We start from the raw sequence: 17,512 nt of genomic DNA on the forward strand, positions 1-17,512 counted from the left end.
AATTGTGAATTATAATTCATAAATCATCACAGTATTATGGCCAGAAAACTAACCTTTTCTCCATCGAGTGCCTTCATTCCATGCGGCAGTTCGGAGTTGAAATAGATACTGTCGCCTTCTTCCAGTATCAGTTCTTTGTTATTGATTTGTAGCTGTAGGCGTCCTTTCAGTACCATATTATATTCTTGTCCGGGATGCGAGTTCAGATAAATCGGTGTATCGTCAGATGTTGGGTGGACGGTAACCATGAACGGGTCTGCTTTACGACCGGCAAAACCGGCGGCAAGTGACTGGTATTTATAGGCTTTGGTCCGCTCTACAGCGATGCCTTTTCCCTTACGGGTAATGAAGTAACTGCTCATCTTCGGTTCGTCACCGAACATCAGTGTCGTCAGTTCTACGCCGTAGGCCTGCGAAATCTGATGCAATACACTTACTGAAATATCTACAGTACCGCTTTCCAGCTTCATATACTGTTCGGGAGTCAGGTTGCAAACCCCAGCCATTTCTTCAGGCGTAATTTCCAATGCATCCCGAAGTCCGGCCAAACGCTCCGCAATTTGTTTTATCTGTTCGTTCATCTCCGTTAATTATTATATTTATGATGCTCCAAAGATAGAAATAAAAAGCAAAATGTCTAAGGAAAGAAGTATATAATGTTATTTGGTTATTTTTGACGGGACGTATAGGAGGGGGCTTTTAGGCAGTGGTCGTTTCCTTAGTAGGAAATCGTCGTTTCCTGCTAAGGAAACAACAGTTCCCCGCATAGGAAACAGCCGTTCCCCGCTATGGGAACGGGAGTTTTCTATGCGGGGAAACTTTAGATTGCTGAATATTAATTTATTATAAACTATGACATCGTGCAAGAAAGATTCTTAATCATATTTGATAACACTGACCGGGCAACTTTCGGCAGCTTCCTTTATGCCTTCTTCATAATCGTTGAAGTCAACTCCTTCTTTTACACGTGAGCGATCTGTGACCTGAAATACTTCGGGACAAATACCTTCGCATGTACCGCAAGCGATACAATCTTCTTCTATCCAAACACTCTTTATAGCCATATGCTTTACATTTAAGATGATTAATATGCAAAGATAACAACTCTACGGCTTGAATTGTTGAGGCCGGACGAGAATATCCCCGCATTTTGATTTAAATTTAATTTAACGCTTCTGTCTATTATTTTAAAAAATTATTGATTATGTTTACGGCGCTGAAATAATCAGCCTTTGAACACTTAATAAATAACAGATACTATGGACAACGCAATTTTTAGTTTCCCCAAACCTATTAACGAGCCGGTAAAAGCCTATGCTCCCGGTTCAAGTGAAAAAGCATCCTTGAAAAAGGCGCTTGCACAGCTCTCTTCTGAAGAATGGGATATACCATTAGTTATCGGAGGTAAAGAAATCCGTACAGGCAATACCGGCAAAGTCGTAATGCCTCATGACCACCATCATGTTTTGGCAACTTATCATAAGGCTGGGGAGAAAGAAGTGCAGATGGCTATCGATGCAGCCATGAAGGCGCATAAGGAATGGTCCGAACTTCCTTGGGTGGAACGTGCTTCCGTCATGCTGCGTGTGGCAGAATTGCTTTCCACTAAATATCGTTATATATTGAACGCTTCCGTCATGTTGGGACAAAGCAAGAATCCGTTCCAGGCGGAAATCGACGCGCCTTGCGAATTGATCGATTTCCTTCGTTTCAGTACGTTCTATGCCAGCCAGGTATACGCCGACCAGCCTTATTCGGAAACTGGTATACTGAACCGTATGGAATATCGTGCTTTGGAAGGTTTTGTGTTCTCGCTCACGCCGTTCAACTTTACCTCTATTGCTTCTAACTTGAACATGGCTCCTGCTATGATGGGAAACGTGGCCGTCTGGAAACCGTCGACGACAGCTATCCATTCCAATTATTTCCTGATGAAAGTATTTCAGGAAGCCGGTTTGCCCGACGGTGTCGTCAATTTTATCCCGGGGCAGGGAAGCGTGATCGGCAAGGTCGTGACGGCCAGCCGTGATTTAGGTGGTTTCCATTTCACAGGTTCCACTTCTACATTTAATACCCTTTGGCGGCAGATCGGTGAGAATTTGGGACATTATAAATCTTATCCGAAGATTGTCGGCGAGACAGGCGGCAAGAACTTTATCTTCGTTCATCCTTCTGCTCCGGCTTTGGATGTTGCAACTGCTATCGTACGTGGTGCGTTTGAGTACCAAGGGCAGAAATGTTCGGCAGGTTCACGTGCCTATATCCCTGCTTCACTCTGGAAAGAAGTGAAGGAATATGTCGGTGATATGTTGAAAGAAATCAAAATGGGAGATGTCCAAGACTTCACGAACTTTATCAATGCGGTTATCGATGAAGCTTCGTTCGACAACATCATGAGCTATATCGATTATGCAAAGCAGTCCCCTGATGCAGAAATCGTTTTCGGAGGAAATGGGGATAAGTCTGTAGGTTATTTTGTTGAACCGACTGTGATTCAAACGACAGATCCGATGTTCAAGAGCATGGTGGAGGAAATTTTCGGTCCGGTTATCACGATCTATGTGTATGATGATAATAAATATGAAGAAACACTCGAACTCTGCGACCGTACATCTCCGTATGGTTTGACCGGTTCTATTTTTGCACGTGATCGTTATGCGATCGATATGGCATTCAATAAATTGCGTTATGCGGCGGGTAACTTCTATATCAACGACAAACCGACAGGCGCTGTCATTGCCCAGCAGCCGTTTGGCGGCTCGCGTGCTTCGGGTACGAATGATAAAGCCGGAGGACCGTTGAACTTGATCCGTTGGACAAATGCCCGCTGTATCAAAGAGGCGTTGGTTCCGCCGACAAGCTATGGTTATCCGTTTCTTGGAGAAAAGTAATTAATCCGAATAATGAACCGATAAATCAGGATGTGCCAATATACCAATGAAAGAGTTTCTCTTATGAATTGGTAATTGGCACATTTTGTAAAACGGTGTTCCTGCTTATTATTTATACGTTAACTGTCAACTAATATCAAATACCATGTTAGATTTTAATAATACCGAAATTGCTTTCTCTGCCAAATCGCAGTCCGAACTGAAAAATGCTTATTTGCTGTTCAACACAATCAAATATCCGTGGCTGGTAAAATGTGCCAGTGTGGCAAGTAATATTGCTTTGAAGATTCATTTCCCGTTAGGATGGGCTGTCAAACCGACTTTATACAAGCAATTTGTCGGAGGTGAAACGTTGCAGGATTGTACAAAGGCGATCGACCATCTGCGGAAGTTCAATGTACGTTCCACCTTGGACTTTTCAGCCGAAGGAGAGCAAACGCCCGAAGGAATACAGGCTACTTTTGAGGAAACCATACGTTCGATCGATTTTGCAAAGGGAAATGATAATCTGGCCTATGCCGTATTCAAACCGTCCACCATCATAACGGACGAACTTCTTGCCAAAGTATCCGAAAAGAGGGAGGAGCTGACCATCGAAGAAGTAAAAGCCTACCGTGAATTCAAGGAACGCTTTATGGCTTTTTGCCAGCGTGCTTACGACAATGACGTGCGCTTGATTGTGGATGCTGAGGACTATTGTTTTCAGGATGCCATCGACACTTTGACCGATGAGGCTATGCGCAGATATAATAAGAAGCGTGCGATTGTATTTGCAACCTTGCAAATGTATCGTCATGACCGTATGCCCTATTTACGCCGCATTTTGGATGATGCGAAAGAGAAAGGATATATTGCCGGTGTGAAATTCGTACGTGGCGCTTATATGGAAGCCGAGCGTGCCAGGGCTGCTGCTTTGGGATATCCCGATCCGATCTGTAAGAATAAGCAGGCAACGGACGAGAACTTTGACGAGGCTGTCCGCTTCACAATGGATCATCTTGATCGTTTCGAAATGTTTATGGGGACGCATAATGAGGAGAGTAATTATAAATTGGCCAAATTGATAGATGAAAAAGGCTTGAAGCGCGATGATTCTCGTATCTTCTTCGCTCAACTGTTGGGGATGAGTGACAATATCTCTTTCAACCTGGCCCATGAAGGCTATAACGTAACCAAATATGTGCCGTATGCAAAAGTACGAGATGTTTTGCCGTACCTGATCCGCCGTGCCGAGGAAAATACTTCGGTTGCCGGACAAACTAGCCGTGAACTTCGTATGCTGAAGTCTGAATTGGACCGAAGAAAGAGAGGTGTATCAAACTGACATTACTGGACGCAGATAACGCAGAATACGCAGACGGACGCAGATTTATTTTGTTGATAATTATATATCTGCGTCCGTCTGCGCTAGTCTGCGTCCTCTGAATACCGATATTTGCCCCCCTTCACTTACTTGCTTTCAGTCCCCGAATGACGGAAGAAGTGAAGCCGGAGAGTTCCATTTCGTTCAACCCCTTGATGGTGATACCCCCTGGAGTTGTAACCTTATCGATTTCCATTTCAGGATTGCTTTTGTTTTCCAATAAGAGATCGACAGCCCCTTTTACCGTATGAACTACAATTTCCTGTGCCTGTTTCGGGTAAAAGCCTAGTTCGACACCGCCTTCAATGGCGGCGCGGATATAGCGCAGGGCGAATGCAATTCCGCTGGAAGCCAAAGCTGTTCCGGCAGACATCAGGCGTTCTTCGACCAACATCGCATTTCCCAATTCGTTGAAGATAGTAACGATTAAGTCTGTTTGCTCCTTAGAAGCATTACGGGCGGCTACGAAGGTCATACTGCTGAGCACTTCGATCGCCGTATTCGGCATGATACGGAAAATAGTCGGGGTAACCAGGCAATCGTCGAACCCCGTGTTTTTGGTCAGATAGGTGTTCAACAAATCGAATGTGATACCTGCGGCAACAGAAACGATGATCTGTTTGTCGTAGTTGAGTACACCTTTGATTTGATCGATAATTTCCTCCACGCGCCAGGGTTTTACAGCAATGATGATGATATCGGCACCTTTGACCGCTTCTACATTGTCCAAAGACAGGACGAAATCTGGATTAGTATTCCTTATCTTTTCCAGAGTTGCATCTGATTGTGCTGTGCAAGTGATGTCTGATGCTTTAAACATATGACCTTTTGCCAATCCTCGTGCTATGGCACCGCCGATATTTCCGGCACCGATAATTGTGATTTTCATGTTTTCTTATGTTACAGTTATTATGTCTGACAAAGATACAGTTTAAATTGTCAATTGTTCATTGCCCATTGTCAATTTAATCGTATCTTTGCCCTTCAAAATTAATCTAATAACATAATATAAATAGATTTACATGAAAAAGACAATTATTGCGGTTGGTATGCTGTTCGCCATGACGATGTCTGCAACAATCCATGCACAAGAATCAGAGAAGAAAGAAAATGAAGAAGGGTTTGTTTTTACGACAGTAAAGGAGAATCCGATCACTTCGATTAAGAACCAGAATCGCGCCGGAACTTGTTGGTGTTACTCGACAATGGCATTCCTGGAATCGGAATTGCTTCGTATGGGAAAGGGTGAATATGATTTATCCGAAATGTTTACGGTTTACAATACTTATCTGGATCGTGCGGATGCTGCTGTGCGTACTCACGGAGATGTTTCCTTTTCGCAAGGTGGTTCTTTCTATGACGTGATTTATGGAATGGAAGCTTTCGGCCTGGTTCCGGAAGAAGAAATGCGTCCGGGTGTGATGTATGGTGATACGTTGAGCAACCATACCGAACTTTCCGCCCTTGCGGATGCAATGGTCGCTGCTGTTGCCAAAGGCAAACTGCGTAAATTGCAATCAGATGAAAATAACGCCATGTTGTGGAAAAAAGCAGTTGCTGCCGTTCACGAAATTTATTTAGGCAAGGCTCCTGAGAAGTTTACTTATAAAGGTAAAGAATATACTCCGCAGTCTTTTTATAAGTCTACCGGTTTGAATCCTTCCGACTATGTGTCTTTGACTTCTTATACACATCGTCCGTTCTATACTCAATTCCCGATCGAGGTTCAGGATAACTGGCGTCATGGATTGTCTTACAACTTGCCTATCGACGAATTGATGGAAGTGTTCGACAATGCTATCAATACCGGTTATACAATTGCCTGGGGTTCTGACGTAAGCGAATCTGGTTTTACCCGTGATGGTGTAGCCGTTATGCCTGACAATGAAAAAGTTCAGGAACTAAGCGGTTCCGACATGGCCCATTGGTTGAAATTGAAACCGGAAGAAAAGAAACTGAATACAAAGCCTCAACCGCAGAAATGGTGTACACAGGAAGAACGCCAGCTGGCTTATGATAACTACGAAACGACTGATGACCACGGCATGCAGATTTATGGTATCGCTAAAGACCAGGAAGGTAACGAGTACTACATGGTGAAGAACTCTTGGGGTACTTCCAATAAGTATGAAGGTATCTGGTATGCATCCAAAGCATTTGTCCGTTACAAGACCATGAACATCGTCGTTCACAAAGATGCACTTCCTAAAGCAATCAAAGCTAAGTTGGGAATCAAATAAATTGACAATTGAGAAATAAACAAAAGAGGCATTCCGATTTCTTTCGGGGTGCCTCTTTTCTATTTATACAAAGATGTGCTGTGAAGATGTATCAATTATTGTACGAGTTTTAGCGTGTAATTAAGGTCGGAGGCGGCTTTTTGTAATTCCTGGTTCAACATGGTCAGGCTATCCCCTTCTGCCTGGAAATAAAATACCATGCTGCCGTCACTTGGAATCAGTTCATATATGATTGCGCTTGCATCGGCAGGAGTTCCTTTTTTTACCTGGCGTTTACCGGTAGAAGTGAATGTCTGGTCTTTGCCGTTTTCTGCTTCCAAATAAGTGGCGTCCAGTGCATAAACTCCGTCATCGCTATCTTGCTGATAGAATAAAGTCAGGTCGTAAACGATACCGGGGCCATCGGCTGCCGGAACAGTCCCTTTGTATTTTTTCTGTACGACCGCACCCTTTTTCGGGTCCAGTTTCAAGGAGTCGCGCATATTGATTGGCTTTGCGGGTTTAGCCTTTACTACCGGTAGCTCCGGCAGGGAAGGAGCATCGGGAGCCGCTTCGGCGACAGCAATACTTTCTTCTTCAACCAACACGGGAGTGTCTTTTGCAACCTTCCCGTTACATGCAGCCAAAAATGCCAGCGCTGCTACTGCGATAAAATACTTTTTCATTTTGTACTTTTTATTTAGAGATTTAGTGACTTTTGGAGATATAACAAAAGACCCCCTGCATTTTGTTTTTGCAGAGGGTCTTTTTAACTATCTACCGCCGGCGGGTAGATGGTCCAGCCAGTATTTGGCCATCGTCATTCGCAAGTGTAAGGTCGTGCCCGGACGTTCGTAAATGCCATGGCTGCGCATCGGATAGCTGACTTGGCTGAACATCTTGCCATGCTTCACCAATTCATCGACCAGCATCTCGCAGTTTTGATAGTGGACGTTGTCGTCGCCAGTACCGTGTATCAGGAGCAGATTTCCTTTCAGTCCGGATGCGTATGTGATCGGAGAACCTTTTCGGTAACCTTCCGGATTGTTCTGTGGCGTGTTCATATACCGTTCCTGGTAGATCGTGTCGTAGGTGCGTTGGTCGGCAACGAAAGCGATAGCGATACCCGTGTGGAAGACGTCCGGATAACGGAACATGGAGTTCAGCGTCTGACTTCCACCGCCGCTCCATCCGGTAATGCCGATACGATCTGCATCGATAAACGGATAACGGCGTGCCATATCCTGGATGCCTCGTGCTTGGTCTTCGGAAGCAAACGTGCCGACTTCACCATAGATACATTTGCGCCATTCACGGCCGCGTGGAGTGTTGGCTCCTCGGTTGTCAATGCTGACAACGATATATCCGAGGTTGGCGACATACTGGTTCCAGAGGTCGCCGCCGCCCCATACGTCCTGTACGGTCGAACTGGCCGGTTCGCCATAGACCTCTATGATGACGGGGTATTTCTTTGTCGGATCGAAGTTGACCGGTTTGATCATCCAGGCATCCAATTCGAGGTCGCCGGAGGTCACTTTGACGAACTCTTTAGGGTTCAGTCCCAGTGCGGCATATTGTTCGCGTGCCTTTACATTGTCCTCTATCACCCTTACAGATTGATGTTTGGGAAAGGAAACCATGTCAATCACCGAAGGAGTCGCCGCATTGCTATAGGTATGGACCGCCCATTTTCCGGTAGGCGACATATTATAACGATGCTGTCCCGGCTGGTCTGCCGGACTGAGCCGTTTCACTTCTCCCTTTCCGAAAAGCTCTGCGCTGTAGAGATAACGTTGGGTATAGTTTTCCGGTGAAGCGATAAAATATACCAATCCTTTCTGAAGATCCGTCCCGACTTGTGATATATAGTCGAAGTTACCTTTCGTGATCGGCTGTATCTCTTTCCCGTCCCGGCTGATGCGATAGAGATGGCGCCATCCGTCGCGTTCGCTCTCCCAGGTGAACCAGGTGTTGTCCTTCAGCCATTGAATATTGTCGTTCGTGTCCAGCCATGCAGCATCGGTGTCGGTAAAGATGTTTTGAGGTGTGGAACTGCCGATGCGGGTGATCCAGACTTTGTTCGTGTTCTGCGGACGGTTCATCTGCTGGATGAACAGCTCGTTGCTTCCGGGGATAAACTCCATACGGGGAATATAGTTGTTCCGCGGATCACCGGGAATCTCGATCCAGGTTGTTGTTCCCCCGGTTACTGGAAGATAGCCCACTTTGACCGCCGAGTTCGTGCTGCCGGCTTTCGGATAAGGGAAATGCAGGATGGTCGGGTAGATGGAATCCACATTATTGATGATGTCGAACACACCCGTTCCTTTCGTGTCGCTCTGCCAGTAGGCGATATACTGTCCGTCCGGGCTCCATCGGAAACCGTCGCGGCAGGCGAATTCTTCTTCATACACCCAGTCGAATGTACCGTTCACGATCGTCTGGCTCCCGTCATAGGTCAGTTGCGTGATCTGGCCGGAAGCGACATCTTCTACATATATATTATTGTTCGAAACGAAAGCCACACGTGTTCCGTCAGGCGAGAATTTGGCAAACATCATCGACGATTGGGGAAGTCCCTTCCCCAATTGGCGCAAAGTCCCGTCTTTCAGAGTCAGTACCCAGTAGTCGCCCTTCGTGTCGTAACGCCATACCCGTTTCGTATTATTATAGATCAAAACCTTTCCGTTGTCAGTGCTCCAGGAGATACTGCGAATGGCAATCGGCTTCCCGGTCTCTTTGTTGATAAACATAGAAGAAGGAATGATGACTTCCCGCCGGTTGTCTTTGGCGCGGTAGGCAACAATGTCCATACCGCCTGTCTCGGCGTTTGGTTCCATCCGGCTGTATCGTTCGCCATCCTTCATCCATGTCATGGCGCCGATTCCTTTTGTCTGCACCAGTCGTCCTCCAACGACATCTTCCAAATGGAGTCTACCCTTTGCTGTGGTCGCTTCGCTTTGTGCAAACGGATCGCCGTCCGTCTCCGTCCGGTTTTCCCATGGCATGATTTGTGCCATACTTACATTTCCGGCCAGCAGGATGCACGCTACCGGAAGAATGAGTTTGTTTAGTTTCATGTATATTAGTTTTAATAATTAGCTGCCTGCAAAGAACGGAATGTTTTTTCGAATGTACAAATCATAATACAGAAGAAAACTGTCAGATATATGAAATCCGGAAACCTTGTCTTTCCTTATCTTTGCCGCAGAAATCAATCAATAAATAAACATACCATGAGTACATTACTAAACCGCTTTACCTTGCTGGCCTCTTTCGCCTTTTCGGCTTTTTGCTTGCAGGCTGTTGATAAAAAACCTTCCGGGCTGATGACTGACCTGATCGAGCATACCGGGCAGACGTGGCAGAACGGATACGCGTCAAACCTTCCGGTCTGGCAACTCGATGAGGCGATCGAACCTTTGCAATATGCCGCTATCCGTTCGTCACATCCCGCCTTTTCCTGGATCGTACCTGGTGAAACCGGGGGGACACGACAGACTGCTTATCGTGTGATCGTGGCCGATAACCATGAGGATGCTGCTTCGGGGAGAGGTAATCTGTGGGACAGTGGGGTGGTCGGGAGCGATCAGTCCGTAGCCGTCCGTTACGCCGGTGAAGCATTGAAACCCGGCAAATCCTATTTCTGGCGGGTAAAGACGGTGACGAACACCGAAGGAGAAAGCGAATGGTCTGAAGTGAAGGCCTTCCGTACTGCCGACCGTTTGTCCGAATATGAAACGGCCTACTATCCGCAGGTGAAGACGATGGAGTTTCCGGCCGGGATAACGGAAATCCACCCCGGTACGCGCCTTGTCGACTTTGGGAAAGATGCTTTTGGGCAGTTGGTACTGACGTTGGCATCCGATGGCACGCGCGATTCGGTGATCGTGCATTTAGGGGAATGTCTCGAAGGAGGGCGCATCCTGCGTGATCCGGGCAAGTCGACAATCCGTTATCACCGTTATCCGCTGGCTTTGCTGAAGGGTACTCATACATACCGGATCAAAATCGGTAAGGATAAAAGGAATACAGGATCGGCTGCCGTGTTGATGCCAGCCTATGTGGGAGAAGTCGTTCCTTTCCGCTATTGTGAGATCGAAGGATATGAGGTACCTTTGTCACCGGCCTCGGTTGTCCGCGAGACGGTACATTATCCGTTTGACGAGACAGCCTCTTCTTTCCGTTCTTCCAATGAACTGCTGAACCAGATCTGGGATCTTTGCAAATATTCTGTCCGGGCTACTTCGTTCTTAGGCGTTTATGTGGATGGTGACCGCGAACGTATTCCTTATGAGGCGGATGCCTTGATCAACCAACTTTGCCATTATGGGGTGGATCGTGAATATGCGATTGCTCGTCGTTCGCATGAATACCTGCTACAGCATCCGACATGGCCGACCGAATGGATTTTACAGGCGTTGTCGATTGCCTGGTACGATTATCTGTACACGGGCGATAGCCGTTCACTCGAATCCAGTTATGAATTGTTGAAACCGCGTGTCCTGATGGCTCTCCGCGAGAAGAACGGGCTGATCAGCACGACAACCGGGTTGCAGACGGATGATTTCCTCCGCTCGATCCGTATGAAGGGACAGATACGGGATATTGTGGACTGGCCGCATACTGGAATACTCGGTTTGGGGAAGAAGCAAGGAGGTGAAGACGACGGGTTTGCCTTTACCGATTATAATGCGGTGACGAATGCCTGGCATTACGAGGCTTTGAAGCTGATGGAAGGTATTGCCGGTGCGTTGGGTAAGCAGGATGACGCCACTTTCTATGCGTCTGAATCGGATGCTTTCAAAAAACGGTTCATCCGTTCGTTCTTTAATGCTCGCAAGGGTTATTTCACTGATGGCCTTGCTTCCGACACCGACCATGCTTCCCTGCATGGCAATATGTTTCCGTTGGCGTTCGACCTGGTCCCGGCTGGGAAGAAACAAAACGTCGTCGACTTTATCCAAACCCGCGGGATGGCTTGTAGTGTCTATGGTTCGCAATTCTTGATGGATGCGCTCTATGAAGCGAATGATGCCGAATATGCTTTGCATATGCTGACCAAGACGGACGATCGCAGTTGGTATAATATGATCCGTGTCGGTTCGACTATCTCGCTTGAAGCCTGGGACAATAAGTACAAACCGAATCAGGACTGGAACCATGCTTGGGGAGCAGCTCCTGCCAATATCATCCCACGTCGCCTGATGGGAGTGGAGCCTCTGACGCCCGGTTTCGCTACTGCCCGTATCAAACCGCAGCTTGCTTCGCTCGAATGGGCGGAGGCTACGATTCCGACGATCCGGGGTGCGATTCGTATGGAGGTAGAGAATAAGGCGGACACCTATGTCCTTAGAGTGACAATTCCTGCCAATATGGATGCCGAAGTGTATCTTCCGCTCCCGTCCGGTAAATATACCGTAACGAATAACGGCGTTCCGGTGAAAGTCGCTAAGGTGAAGGGAGAGCCGTTCCTCTCTGTCGGGAAGATCGGTTCCGGTAGCTATACCTTTGTAGTGAATTGACCGTCCCATTTGTTCAGTATGGCTTTGTATGCTATCTTTGCGCCTTCAAAACAATAAAAGGCTAAAGAACAAATGAAGAGATCTATTTATGCAGTAGCCTGTCTGATGATGGTGCTGCTGGCCGGGTTTACCGCTTGTGGGGATGACGATGACAGCAACGTTGCCTATTTCGAAAAGAATCGCGACTATATCCGCGAAAAGAAAGTATTGAAGGGAGACAATGGAGAGTTGCTTTATAAGCAGGTTGTTTTAGGTGGCGACACCGCTTTGTATCGTGTGTTGAGCAAGGAGGGAGAGGAAACGCAATGTCCGACGGCCCAGACCTCTGTGACAATGACCTTGAAAGGTGATTTTATCAGCGGCCAGAATTTCCAGAAGGAGATGACGATGACGCTTACTCCTGCCAGTGTTGTGCCAGGATTAGGAGCAATATTGCTGAATAATACTATCGGCGAACGTGTCGAGGCGATTATCCCTGCTTATTTGGGATATGGTTATTCTGATTATCGGGGCATTCCCGGCGGTTCAACCCTGATCTTCACCTACACAGTAGAGAAGTTCAATTAATTAATAGGATGAAGAATGTAAATTATCATTTATTATTCCTCCAAAAATAAAAGATCCACCAACCGGAAGCTCCGATGGTGGATCTTATTATATTAAAGAAACAATTAAGTCACGTGACGGAGGTTCGTTAAGCATTCAACACCTTGCGGAACCGTGCGATGAACTCTTTCGCTTCGTCCATACTCAGGCAGAGCGGCGGCAACAGGCGGATCGTGTTGGTTCCGGCCACTCCCGTAAAGACTTTTTCTTCGAACAGTAACTTGCTGCGTACTTCCTTGATCGATTCTTCGAACTCGATACCGATCATCAGGCCGCGTCCGCGAATCTCCTTAATCCCCGGTAACTTGTGCAACTCATCCAACAGATAAGCTCCTACTTCCCGCGCATTATCAATCAGTTTTTCATTTTCCATGATTTCCAGTACGGCAATGGCGGCCGCACAAGCTAAATGATTGCCTCCGAAAGTCGTGCCTAACATCCCATATACCGGTTTGAACATCGGGCTGATCAGCAATCCGCCCATTGGAAAACCGTTGCCGATACCTTTTGCCACTGAAATCAGGTCCGGTTTGATTCCGGCATACTGATGGGCGAAGAACTTACCACTGCGTCCGTAACCCGATTGAATTTCGTCGAGAATCAGGCAGGCTTCATATTTCGTACATAAAGCACGCAGTTCCTGCATAAAGGAATCGGTCGGCAACTGGATGCCGCCCACACCCTGAATACCTTCGATGATAACCGAAGATACGTCCCCCTTCTGCAATTCGGCTTCTACGGCTGCCGCATCGTTCAGAGGTAGGTAGGTGACGGCGAGGTCTTCGTTTACCGGAGCGATGATCTTCGGATTATCTGTCACGCGTACGGCGGCAGATGTGCGTCCGTGGAAGGCATGTTTGAAAGCGACCACCCGTTTCTTCCCGTTGTGGAAAGAAGCTAACTTCAAAGCATTTTCATTGGCTTCGGCTCCAGAGTTGATCAGAAAGAGCGAATAGTCGTCATAGCCGGATGCCTTGCCCAAGCGGTCTGCTAACTTCTGTTGGAGACTGTTGAGGACAGAGTTGGAATAGAATCCTAACTTGTTTACCTGTTCGGTGATGGCCTTTACATATGTGGGATGGCTATGGCCGACCGAGATTACGGCGTGTCCGCCATACAGGTCGAGGTATTCGTTTCCCTCTGCATCCCATACATGACATCCCTTGCCTTTTACGATCTCTATATTGAATAATGGATATACGTCAAATAAATTCATGATGAATAAGTGTGTTGTTTATAAATGATGATTTATGGGGTATGAATTAATAATAGCAACTCGTAGGGGTGGGGTTCTACTCCGCCCAATGTCAATAATGTTTGTCTTGCGGATTCAAAGGGCAGAGCAGAGCCCTGCCCCTACAGAACGACAATTATATTTGTATATGATCATGCCATCCATGTTTCACACCCATAAATCAGCATTCTGAATATAAATTAAAATGCCGACGGTTTCAAGTGCAGTCCAACCGTTTCTTCCAGACCGAACAGCAGGTTCATGTTGTGGACCGCTTGTCCGCTCGCTCCCTTCAACAGGTTGTCTATCATCGAAACGATAAGCAATTTGTCTTCCTGTTTCAGCAGATGGATCAGGCACTTGTTCGTATTTACCACTTGTTTCAAATCCGGGTTCTTGTCAGTAACGAAAGTGAATGAGTGATCGGCGTAGTATTCTTCATAAATACGCTTGATCTCATCCAGTCCGATTTTGCAATCCAAATAAGTCGTGGCGAAGATACCTCGTGAGAAATTCCCTCTCACTGGGATAAAGTTGATCGCACTGTTGAAACTGTTTTGCAATTGTCGCAAGCTCTGTCCGATCTCTGCCAGATGCTGGTGCGTGAACGGTTTGTAAATCGAAATGTTGTCGTTTCGCCAGCTGAAATGAGAGGTAGACGACGGCTTGACGCCTGCTCCTGTTGATCCCGTGATTGCATTTACATGCAATTCCGAGTTCAGCATCAGATGTTTGGCCAGGGGTAAAACAGCTAATTGGATACAGGTGGCAAAACATCCGGGGTTTGCAATATGCCGGGCGTTGCAGATACGACGTCGGTTCAGTTCGGGCAGACCATAAACGAAATCGTGTTCAGGACTTTCGATACGGTAGTCCATGCTGAGGTCGATGATCTTCACGTTTTCGGGTACGGTATGGCTTTCCATAAACTTTTTCGTGTCGCCGTGAGCGGTACAGAAGAAAAGCAGATCGATCTGTTCCAGTGGAAGCTCGTCGGTAAACACCAAGTCTGTTTCGCCATAAAGTCCGCTATGCACGTCTGTGATCTTGTTGCCGGCATTGCTCGTACTGTTCACAAATGTAATCTCGGCGTCCGGATGGTTTAGCAGCAGGCGGATCAATTCGCCTGCCGTGTATCCAGCTCCCCCAATAATTCCGATTTTGATCATATCTCTTCGTTCTTATGGTTGTTGTAGTAAACACGCAGAGGAGTAGAAGTGACCTTGATGAAGCCTTTTGCATCTTCTGCTGTCCAACCTTTCTGCATTTCTCCGTATTCTCCGAACTTGGTCTTTACCAAATCGTCTTTTGAATCGACGCCGACAGTAGAGAACGAAAGCGGGCGAAGTTCCAGAATGACTGTACCGTTCACATTGCGCTGTGATTCTTGCAACATGGCTTCGATGTCACGCATAACCGGTTCGAGATACTGGCTTTCGTGGAGGAACATTCCGTACCAGTTGGCAACCTGGTCTTTCCAGTATTGCTGCCATTTGCTCAGCGTATATTTTTCGAGGAAGCGGTGAGCGCCGATAATCAGCATCGGAGCGGCTGCTTCAAACCCGACACGTCCTTTGATACCGATGATCGTGTCTCCTACATGCATGTCACGACCGATACCGTATGCTGCACCGATTTCTTCCACTTTCTGGATGGCTGCAATTTTGTCTTCGAATACTTCACCATTTACGGCATGGATTTCACCGTTCTTGAATTCTATACGAAGTTCTTCGCTGCCAGTCTTTGTCACCTGCTTCAAATAAGCGCTTTCCGGCAAGCCTTGTGTGGAGTCGAGAATTTCACCACCACAGATGGAAGTACCCCACAAGCCTACATTGTAAGAATATTTCAGTTTTGTGAAGTCCGCTTCAAAGCCATGTTCTTTCAGATAATTGATTTCGTAGTCGCGGCTCAATGCCATATCGCGTGTCAGCGTGATGATCTCGACATTAGGAGCCAGCACCAAGAATGTCATGTCGAAACGGATCTGGTCGTTTCCAGCTCCTGTAGAACCATGGGCGATCGCGTCGGCACCGATCTCGTTTGCATAGCGTGCGATTGCCAATGCTTGGAAGATACGTTCCGAGCTAACGGAGATAGGATAAGTGCCGTTGCGGAGCACATTTCCGAAGACCATATATTTCAAACTCTTTTCATAATATTCTTTTGTAACGTCGATTGTCACATATTTAGTTGCACCTAACTTGTAGGCGTTTTCTTCGTTTTGTTTCAACTGTTCTTCGCTGAAACCACCTGTGTTGGCACAAGCTGCATATACTTCGTATCCTTTCTCCTTGGCCAGATACATAACAGTAAAAGATGTATCCAATCCTCCGCTAAATGCGACTACTACTTTTTTCTTCATTTTCGTATATCTCTTTAATTATTAATTTTTTAATTATTAATTGCCCTCGCCTCTCTCTCGGCCCGATGCGGATCATCCGGATCGAAAAGCATTCCGGTGCAGATGCAGTAACGGCGGCCGGTACGTTCGAGGACATCGTGGTTAACACAGCCTTCGCAACCTCTCCAGAAAGCCTCGTCGTCTGTCAGGTCAGCAAAGGTAACCGGTACATATCCTAATTCCGTATTCATTTTCATGACGGCGGCGCCCGAAGTCAGACTGAAAATCTTGGCGTGGGGCCAGCGCATACGAGCCAGCTGGAAGGTCATCTCCTTGATTCTTTTGGCAATGCCCAATCCGCGAAAGTCGGGATGCACGATCAGGCCGGAGGTGGTCACATATTGTTTGTTACCCCAAGACTCGATATAGCTGAAACCTGCAAATTTGTTGCCTTCCAATGCAATGACGGCTTTTCCTTCCTTCATCTTCTGGGCAACGTATTCATGCGTACGCTTGGCGATACCGGTTCCGCGTACTTTGGCAGCGGCTTCGATCGTGTCGAGGATGATATCTACATATTCCTCGTGGCAAGCTTCAGCGATCATCACATCAATTTTTCTTTCTTGTTCCATTTTATGTTTGTTCTTTTTATCTTCCGTATTATTAAATGAAATGTGCCAACGCTTTGACTATCTTATCCCGACTGATCCCTTCACGCGGAATGATCAGGATCGTGTCGTCTCCGGCAATCGTTCCCAATATTTCGTGAGGAGCATGTGTATCGATATCCGAAGCGATCCCCATTGCATATCCGGGACGGGTCTTGACAACGGCCAGGTTGCCTGAAAATTCGATATTGGGATGATGTTGTGTCTGCTCTTTCACTGGTTGCATAAGTGCCGAATAATCGGGCAAGCGATATACATAGTTCCCGTTTCCGTCATGTACTTTGACGACTTTCAGTTGCTTGATGTCGCGTGACAGGGTCGCTTGGGTAACCTGGAATCCGCTATTCTCCAATTGTTTAAGCAGCTCTTCCTGATTCCCTATTTTCTCGGTCTGTATAATGCGGCAGATGGCATCCAATCGTTCTTTTTTTGTACTCATACTTGTATATTTATGCAACAAGGCTGCAAATATAAAGAGTATAATTGAATAATTATACAATTTAGTCTTCTTTTTTTGTATAAACCTCTATATTCTCCGGCTTTCGGATAAAAAGTGGGGGTGTCATATTGTTACCTTTGCATGCGGAAAGCAATACAATCTGAAACGTTAAAAAATATTAGCTGCTATACTAATTCCAAATATATGGGGTACTAATTCGATT

Annotated in this window: 15 protein-coding genes; 5 read left to right on the forward strand and 10 right to left on the reverse strand. The window is 46.6% G+C overall.

Annotation, left to right across the window (positions count from 1 at the left end; genetic code table 11):
- Nucleotides 1-26 precede the first annotated feature (26 nt).
- Both NQ564_RS00120 and NQ564_RS00125 read right to left on the reverse strand, forming a co-directional pair.
- Nucleotides 27-581 (reverse strand): helix-turn-helix domain-containing protein, encoded by a 555-nt coding sequence (locus NQ564_RS00120; protein ID WP_008152349.1) that lies wholly within the window; start codon nt 579-581, stop codon nt 27-29.
- 294 nt (nt 582-875) lie between these two features.
- Nucleotides 876-1,064 carry a ferredoxin gene (locus tag NQ564_RS00125; RefSeq protein WP_008152347.1) on the reverse strand — a complete coding sequence of 63 codons (189 nt, stop codon included), beginning with the start codon at nt 1,062-1,064 and terminating at the stop codon, nt 876-878.
- Between the two features lie 195 nt (nt 1,065-1,259).
- On the opposite strand from NQ564_RS00125, the gene pruA reads away from it, so the two are divergent.
- Nucleotides 1,260-2,891: an L-glutamate gamma-semialdehyde dehydrogenase gene (gene pruA, locus NQ564_RS00130; protein ID WP_008152345.1), complete on the forward strand. Its 1,632-nt coding sequence runs from the start codon at nt 1,260-1,262 to the stop codon at nt 2,889-2,891.
- Nucleotides 2,892-3,036: 145 nt separating this feature from the next.
- Entirely contained in the window at nt 3,037-4,215 is a 1,179-nt protein-coding gene (locus tag NQ564_RS00135) for a proline dehydrogenase family protein (protein ID WP_008152343.1), read from the forward strand.
- Between the two features lie 121 nt (nt 4,216-4,336).
- Here NQ564_RS00135 and proC read toward each other — a convergent pair whose 3' ends face one another.
- Nucleotides 4,337-5,143 carry a pyrroline-5-carboxylate reductase gene (gene proC, locus NQ564_RS00140; RefSeq protein ID WP_008152341.1) on the reverse strand — a complete coding sequence of 269 codons (807 nt, stop codon included), beginning with the start codon at nt 5,141-5,143 and terminating at the stop codon, nt 4,337-4,339.
- Nucleotides 5,144-5,276: 133 nt separating this feature from the next.
- Between proC and NQ564_RS00145 the strand changes: the two genes are divergently transcribed.
- The gene (locus tag NQ564_RS00145) at nt 5,277-6,494 is read left to right on the forward strand and encodes a C1 family peptidase (protein WP_008152340.1); all 1,218 of its coding nucleotides are present in this window, start codon (nt 5,277-5,279) and stop codon (nt 6,492-6,494) included.
- 95 nt (nt 6,495-6,589) lie between these two features.
- Here the strand turns inward: NQ564_RS00145 and NQ564_RS00150 are convergent, their stop codons facing one another.
- Both NQ564_RS00150 and NQ564_RS00155 read right to left on the reverse strand, forming a co-directional pair.
- Nucleotides 6,590-7,159 (reverse strand): copper resistance protein NlpE, encoded by a 570-nt coding sequence (locus NQ564_RS00150; RefSeq protein ID WP_008152338.1) that lies wholly within the window; start codon nt 7,157-7,159, stop codon nt 6,590-6,592.
- Between the two features lie 87 nt (nt 7,160-7,246).
- Nucleotides 7,247-9,553 carry a S9 family peptidase gene (locus NQ564_RS00155; RefSeq protein WP_008152336.1) on the reverse strand — a complete coding sequence of 769 codons (2,307 nt, stop codon included), beginning with the start codon at nt 9,551-9,553 and terminating at the stop codon, nt 7,247-7,249.
- A gap of 156 nt (nt 9,554-9,709) precedes the next feature.
- Here NQ564_RS00155 and NQ564_RS00160 point away from each other — a divergent pair, with 156 nt between their 5' ends.
- Nucleotides 9,710-11,998: an alpha-L-rhamnosidase-related protein gene (locus tag NQ564_RS00160; protein WP_008152332.1), complete on the forward strand. Its 2,289-nt coding sequence runs from the start codon at nt 9,710-9,712 to the stop codon at nt 11,996-11,998.
- A 72-nt stretch (nt 11,999-12,070) separates the two neighbouring features.
- Nucleotides 12,071-12,565 (forward strand): FKBP-type peptidyl-prolyl cis-trans isomerase, encoded by a 495-nt coding sequence (locus NQ564_RS00165; RefSeq protein WP_008152331.1) that lies wholly within the window; start codon nt 12,071-12,073, stop codon nt 12,563-12,565.
- Nucleotides 12,566-12,692: 127 nt separating this feature from the next.
- Here NQ564_RS00165 and NQ564_RS00170 read toward each other — a convergent pair whose 3' ends face one another.
- From NQ564_RS00170 to argR, 5 genes are all read right to left on the reverse strand, one after another.
- Nucleotides 12,693-13,820 (reverse strand): aspartate aminotransferase family protein, encoded by a 1,128-nt coding sequence (locus NQ564_RS00170; RefSeq protein ID WP_008152328.1) that lies wholly within the window; start codon nt 13,818-13,820, stop codon nt 12,693-12,695.
- A gap of 218 nt (nt 13,821-14,038) precedes the next feature.
- Complete coding sequence (gene argC / locus NQ564_RS00175; protein WP_008152326.1) at nt 14,039-15,007, reverse strand: N-acetyl-gamma-glutamyl-phosphate reductase; 969 nt, start codon at nt 15,005-15,007, stop codon at nt 14,039-14,041.
- On the reverse strand, nt 15,004-16,203 hold the full coding sequence (locus NQ564_RS00180) for an argininosuccinate synthase (protein ID WP_008152324.1): 1,200 nt from the start codon (nt 16,201-16,203) through the stop codon (nt 15,004-15,006). Before NQ564_RS00180 ends, argC begins: the two co-directional genes overlap by 4 nt.
- A 29-nt stretch (nt 16,204-16,232) precedes the next feature.
- On the reverse strand, nt 16,233-16,814 hold the full coding sequence (locus tag NQ564_RS00185) for a GNAT family N-acetyltransferase (RefSeq protein ID WP_008152322.1): 582 nt from the start codon (nt 16,812-16,814) through the stop codon (nt 16,233-16,235).
- Nucleotides 16,815-16,845: 31 nt separating this feature from the next.
- Nucleotides 16,846-17,289 (reverse strand): arginine repressor, encoded by a 444-nt coding sequence (gene argR, locus NQ564_RS00190; protein WP_008152320.1) that lies wholly within the window; start codon nt 17,287-17,289, stop codon nt 16,846-16,848.
- Between the last annotated feature and the right edge of the window lie 223 nt (nt 17,290-17,512).

Origin of the sequence: Parabacteroides johnsonii DSM 18315, from assembly GCF_025151045.1 — a bacterium.
Taxonomy (GTDB): domain Bacteria; phylum Bacteroidota; class Bacteroidia; order Bacteroidales; family Tannerellaceae; genus Parabacteroides; species Parabacteroides johnsonii.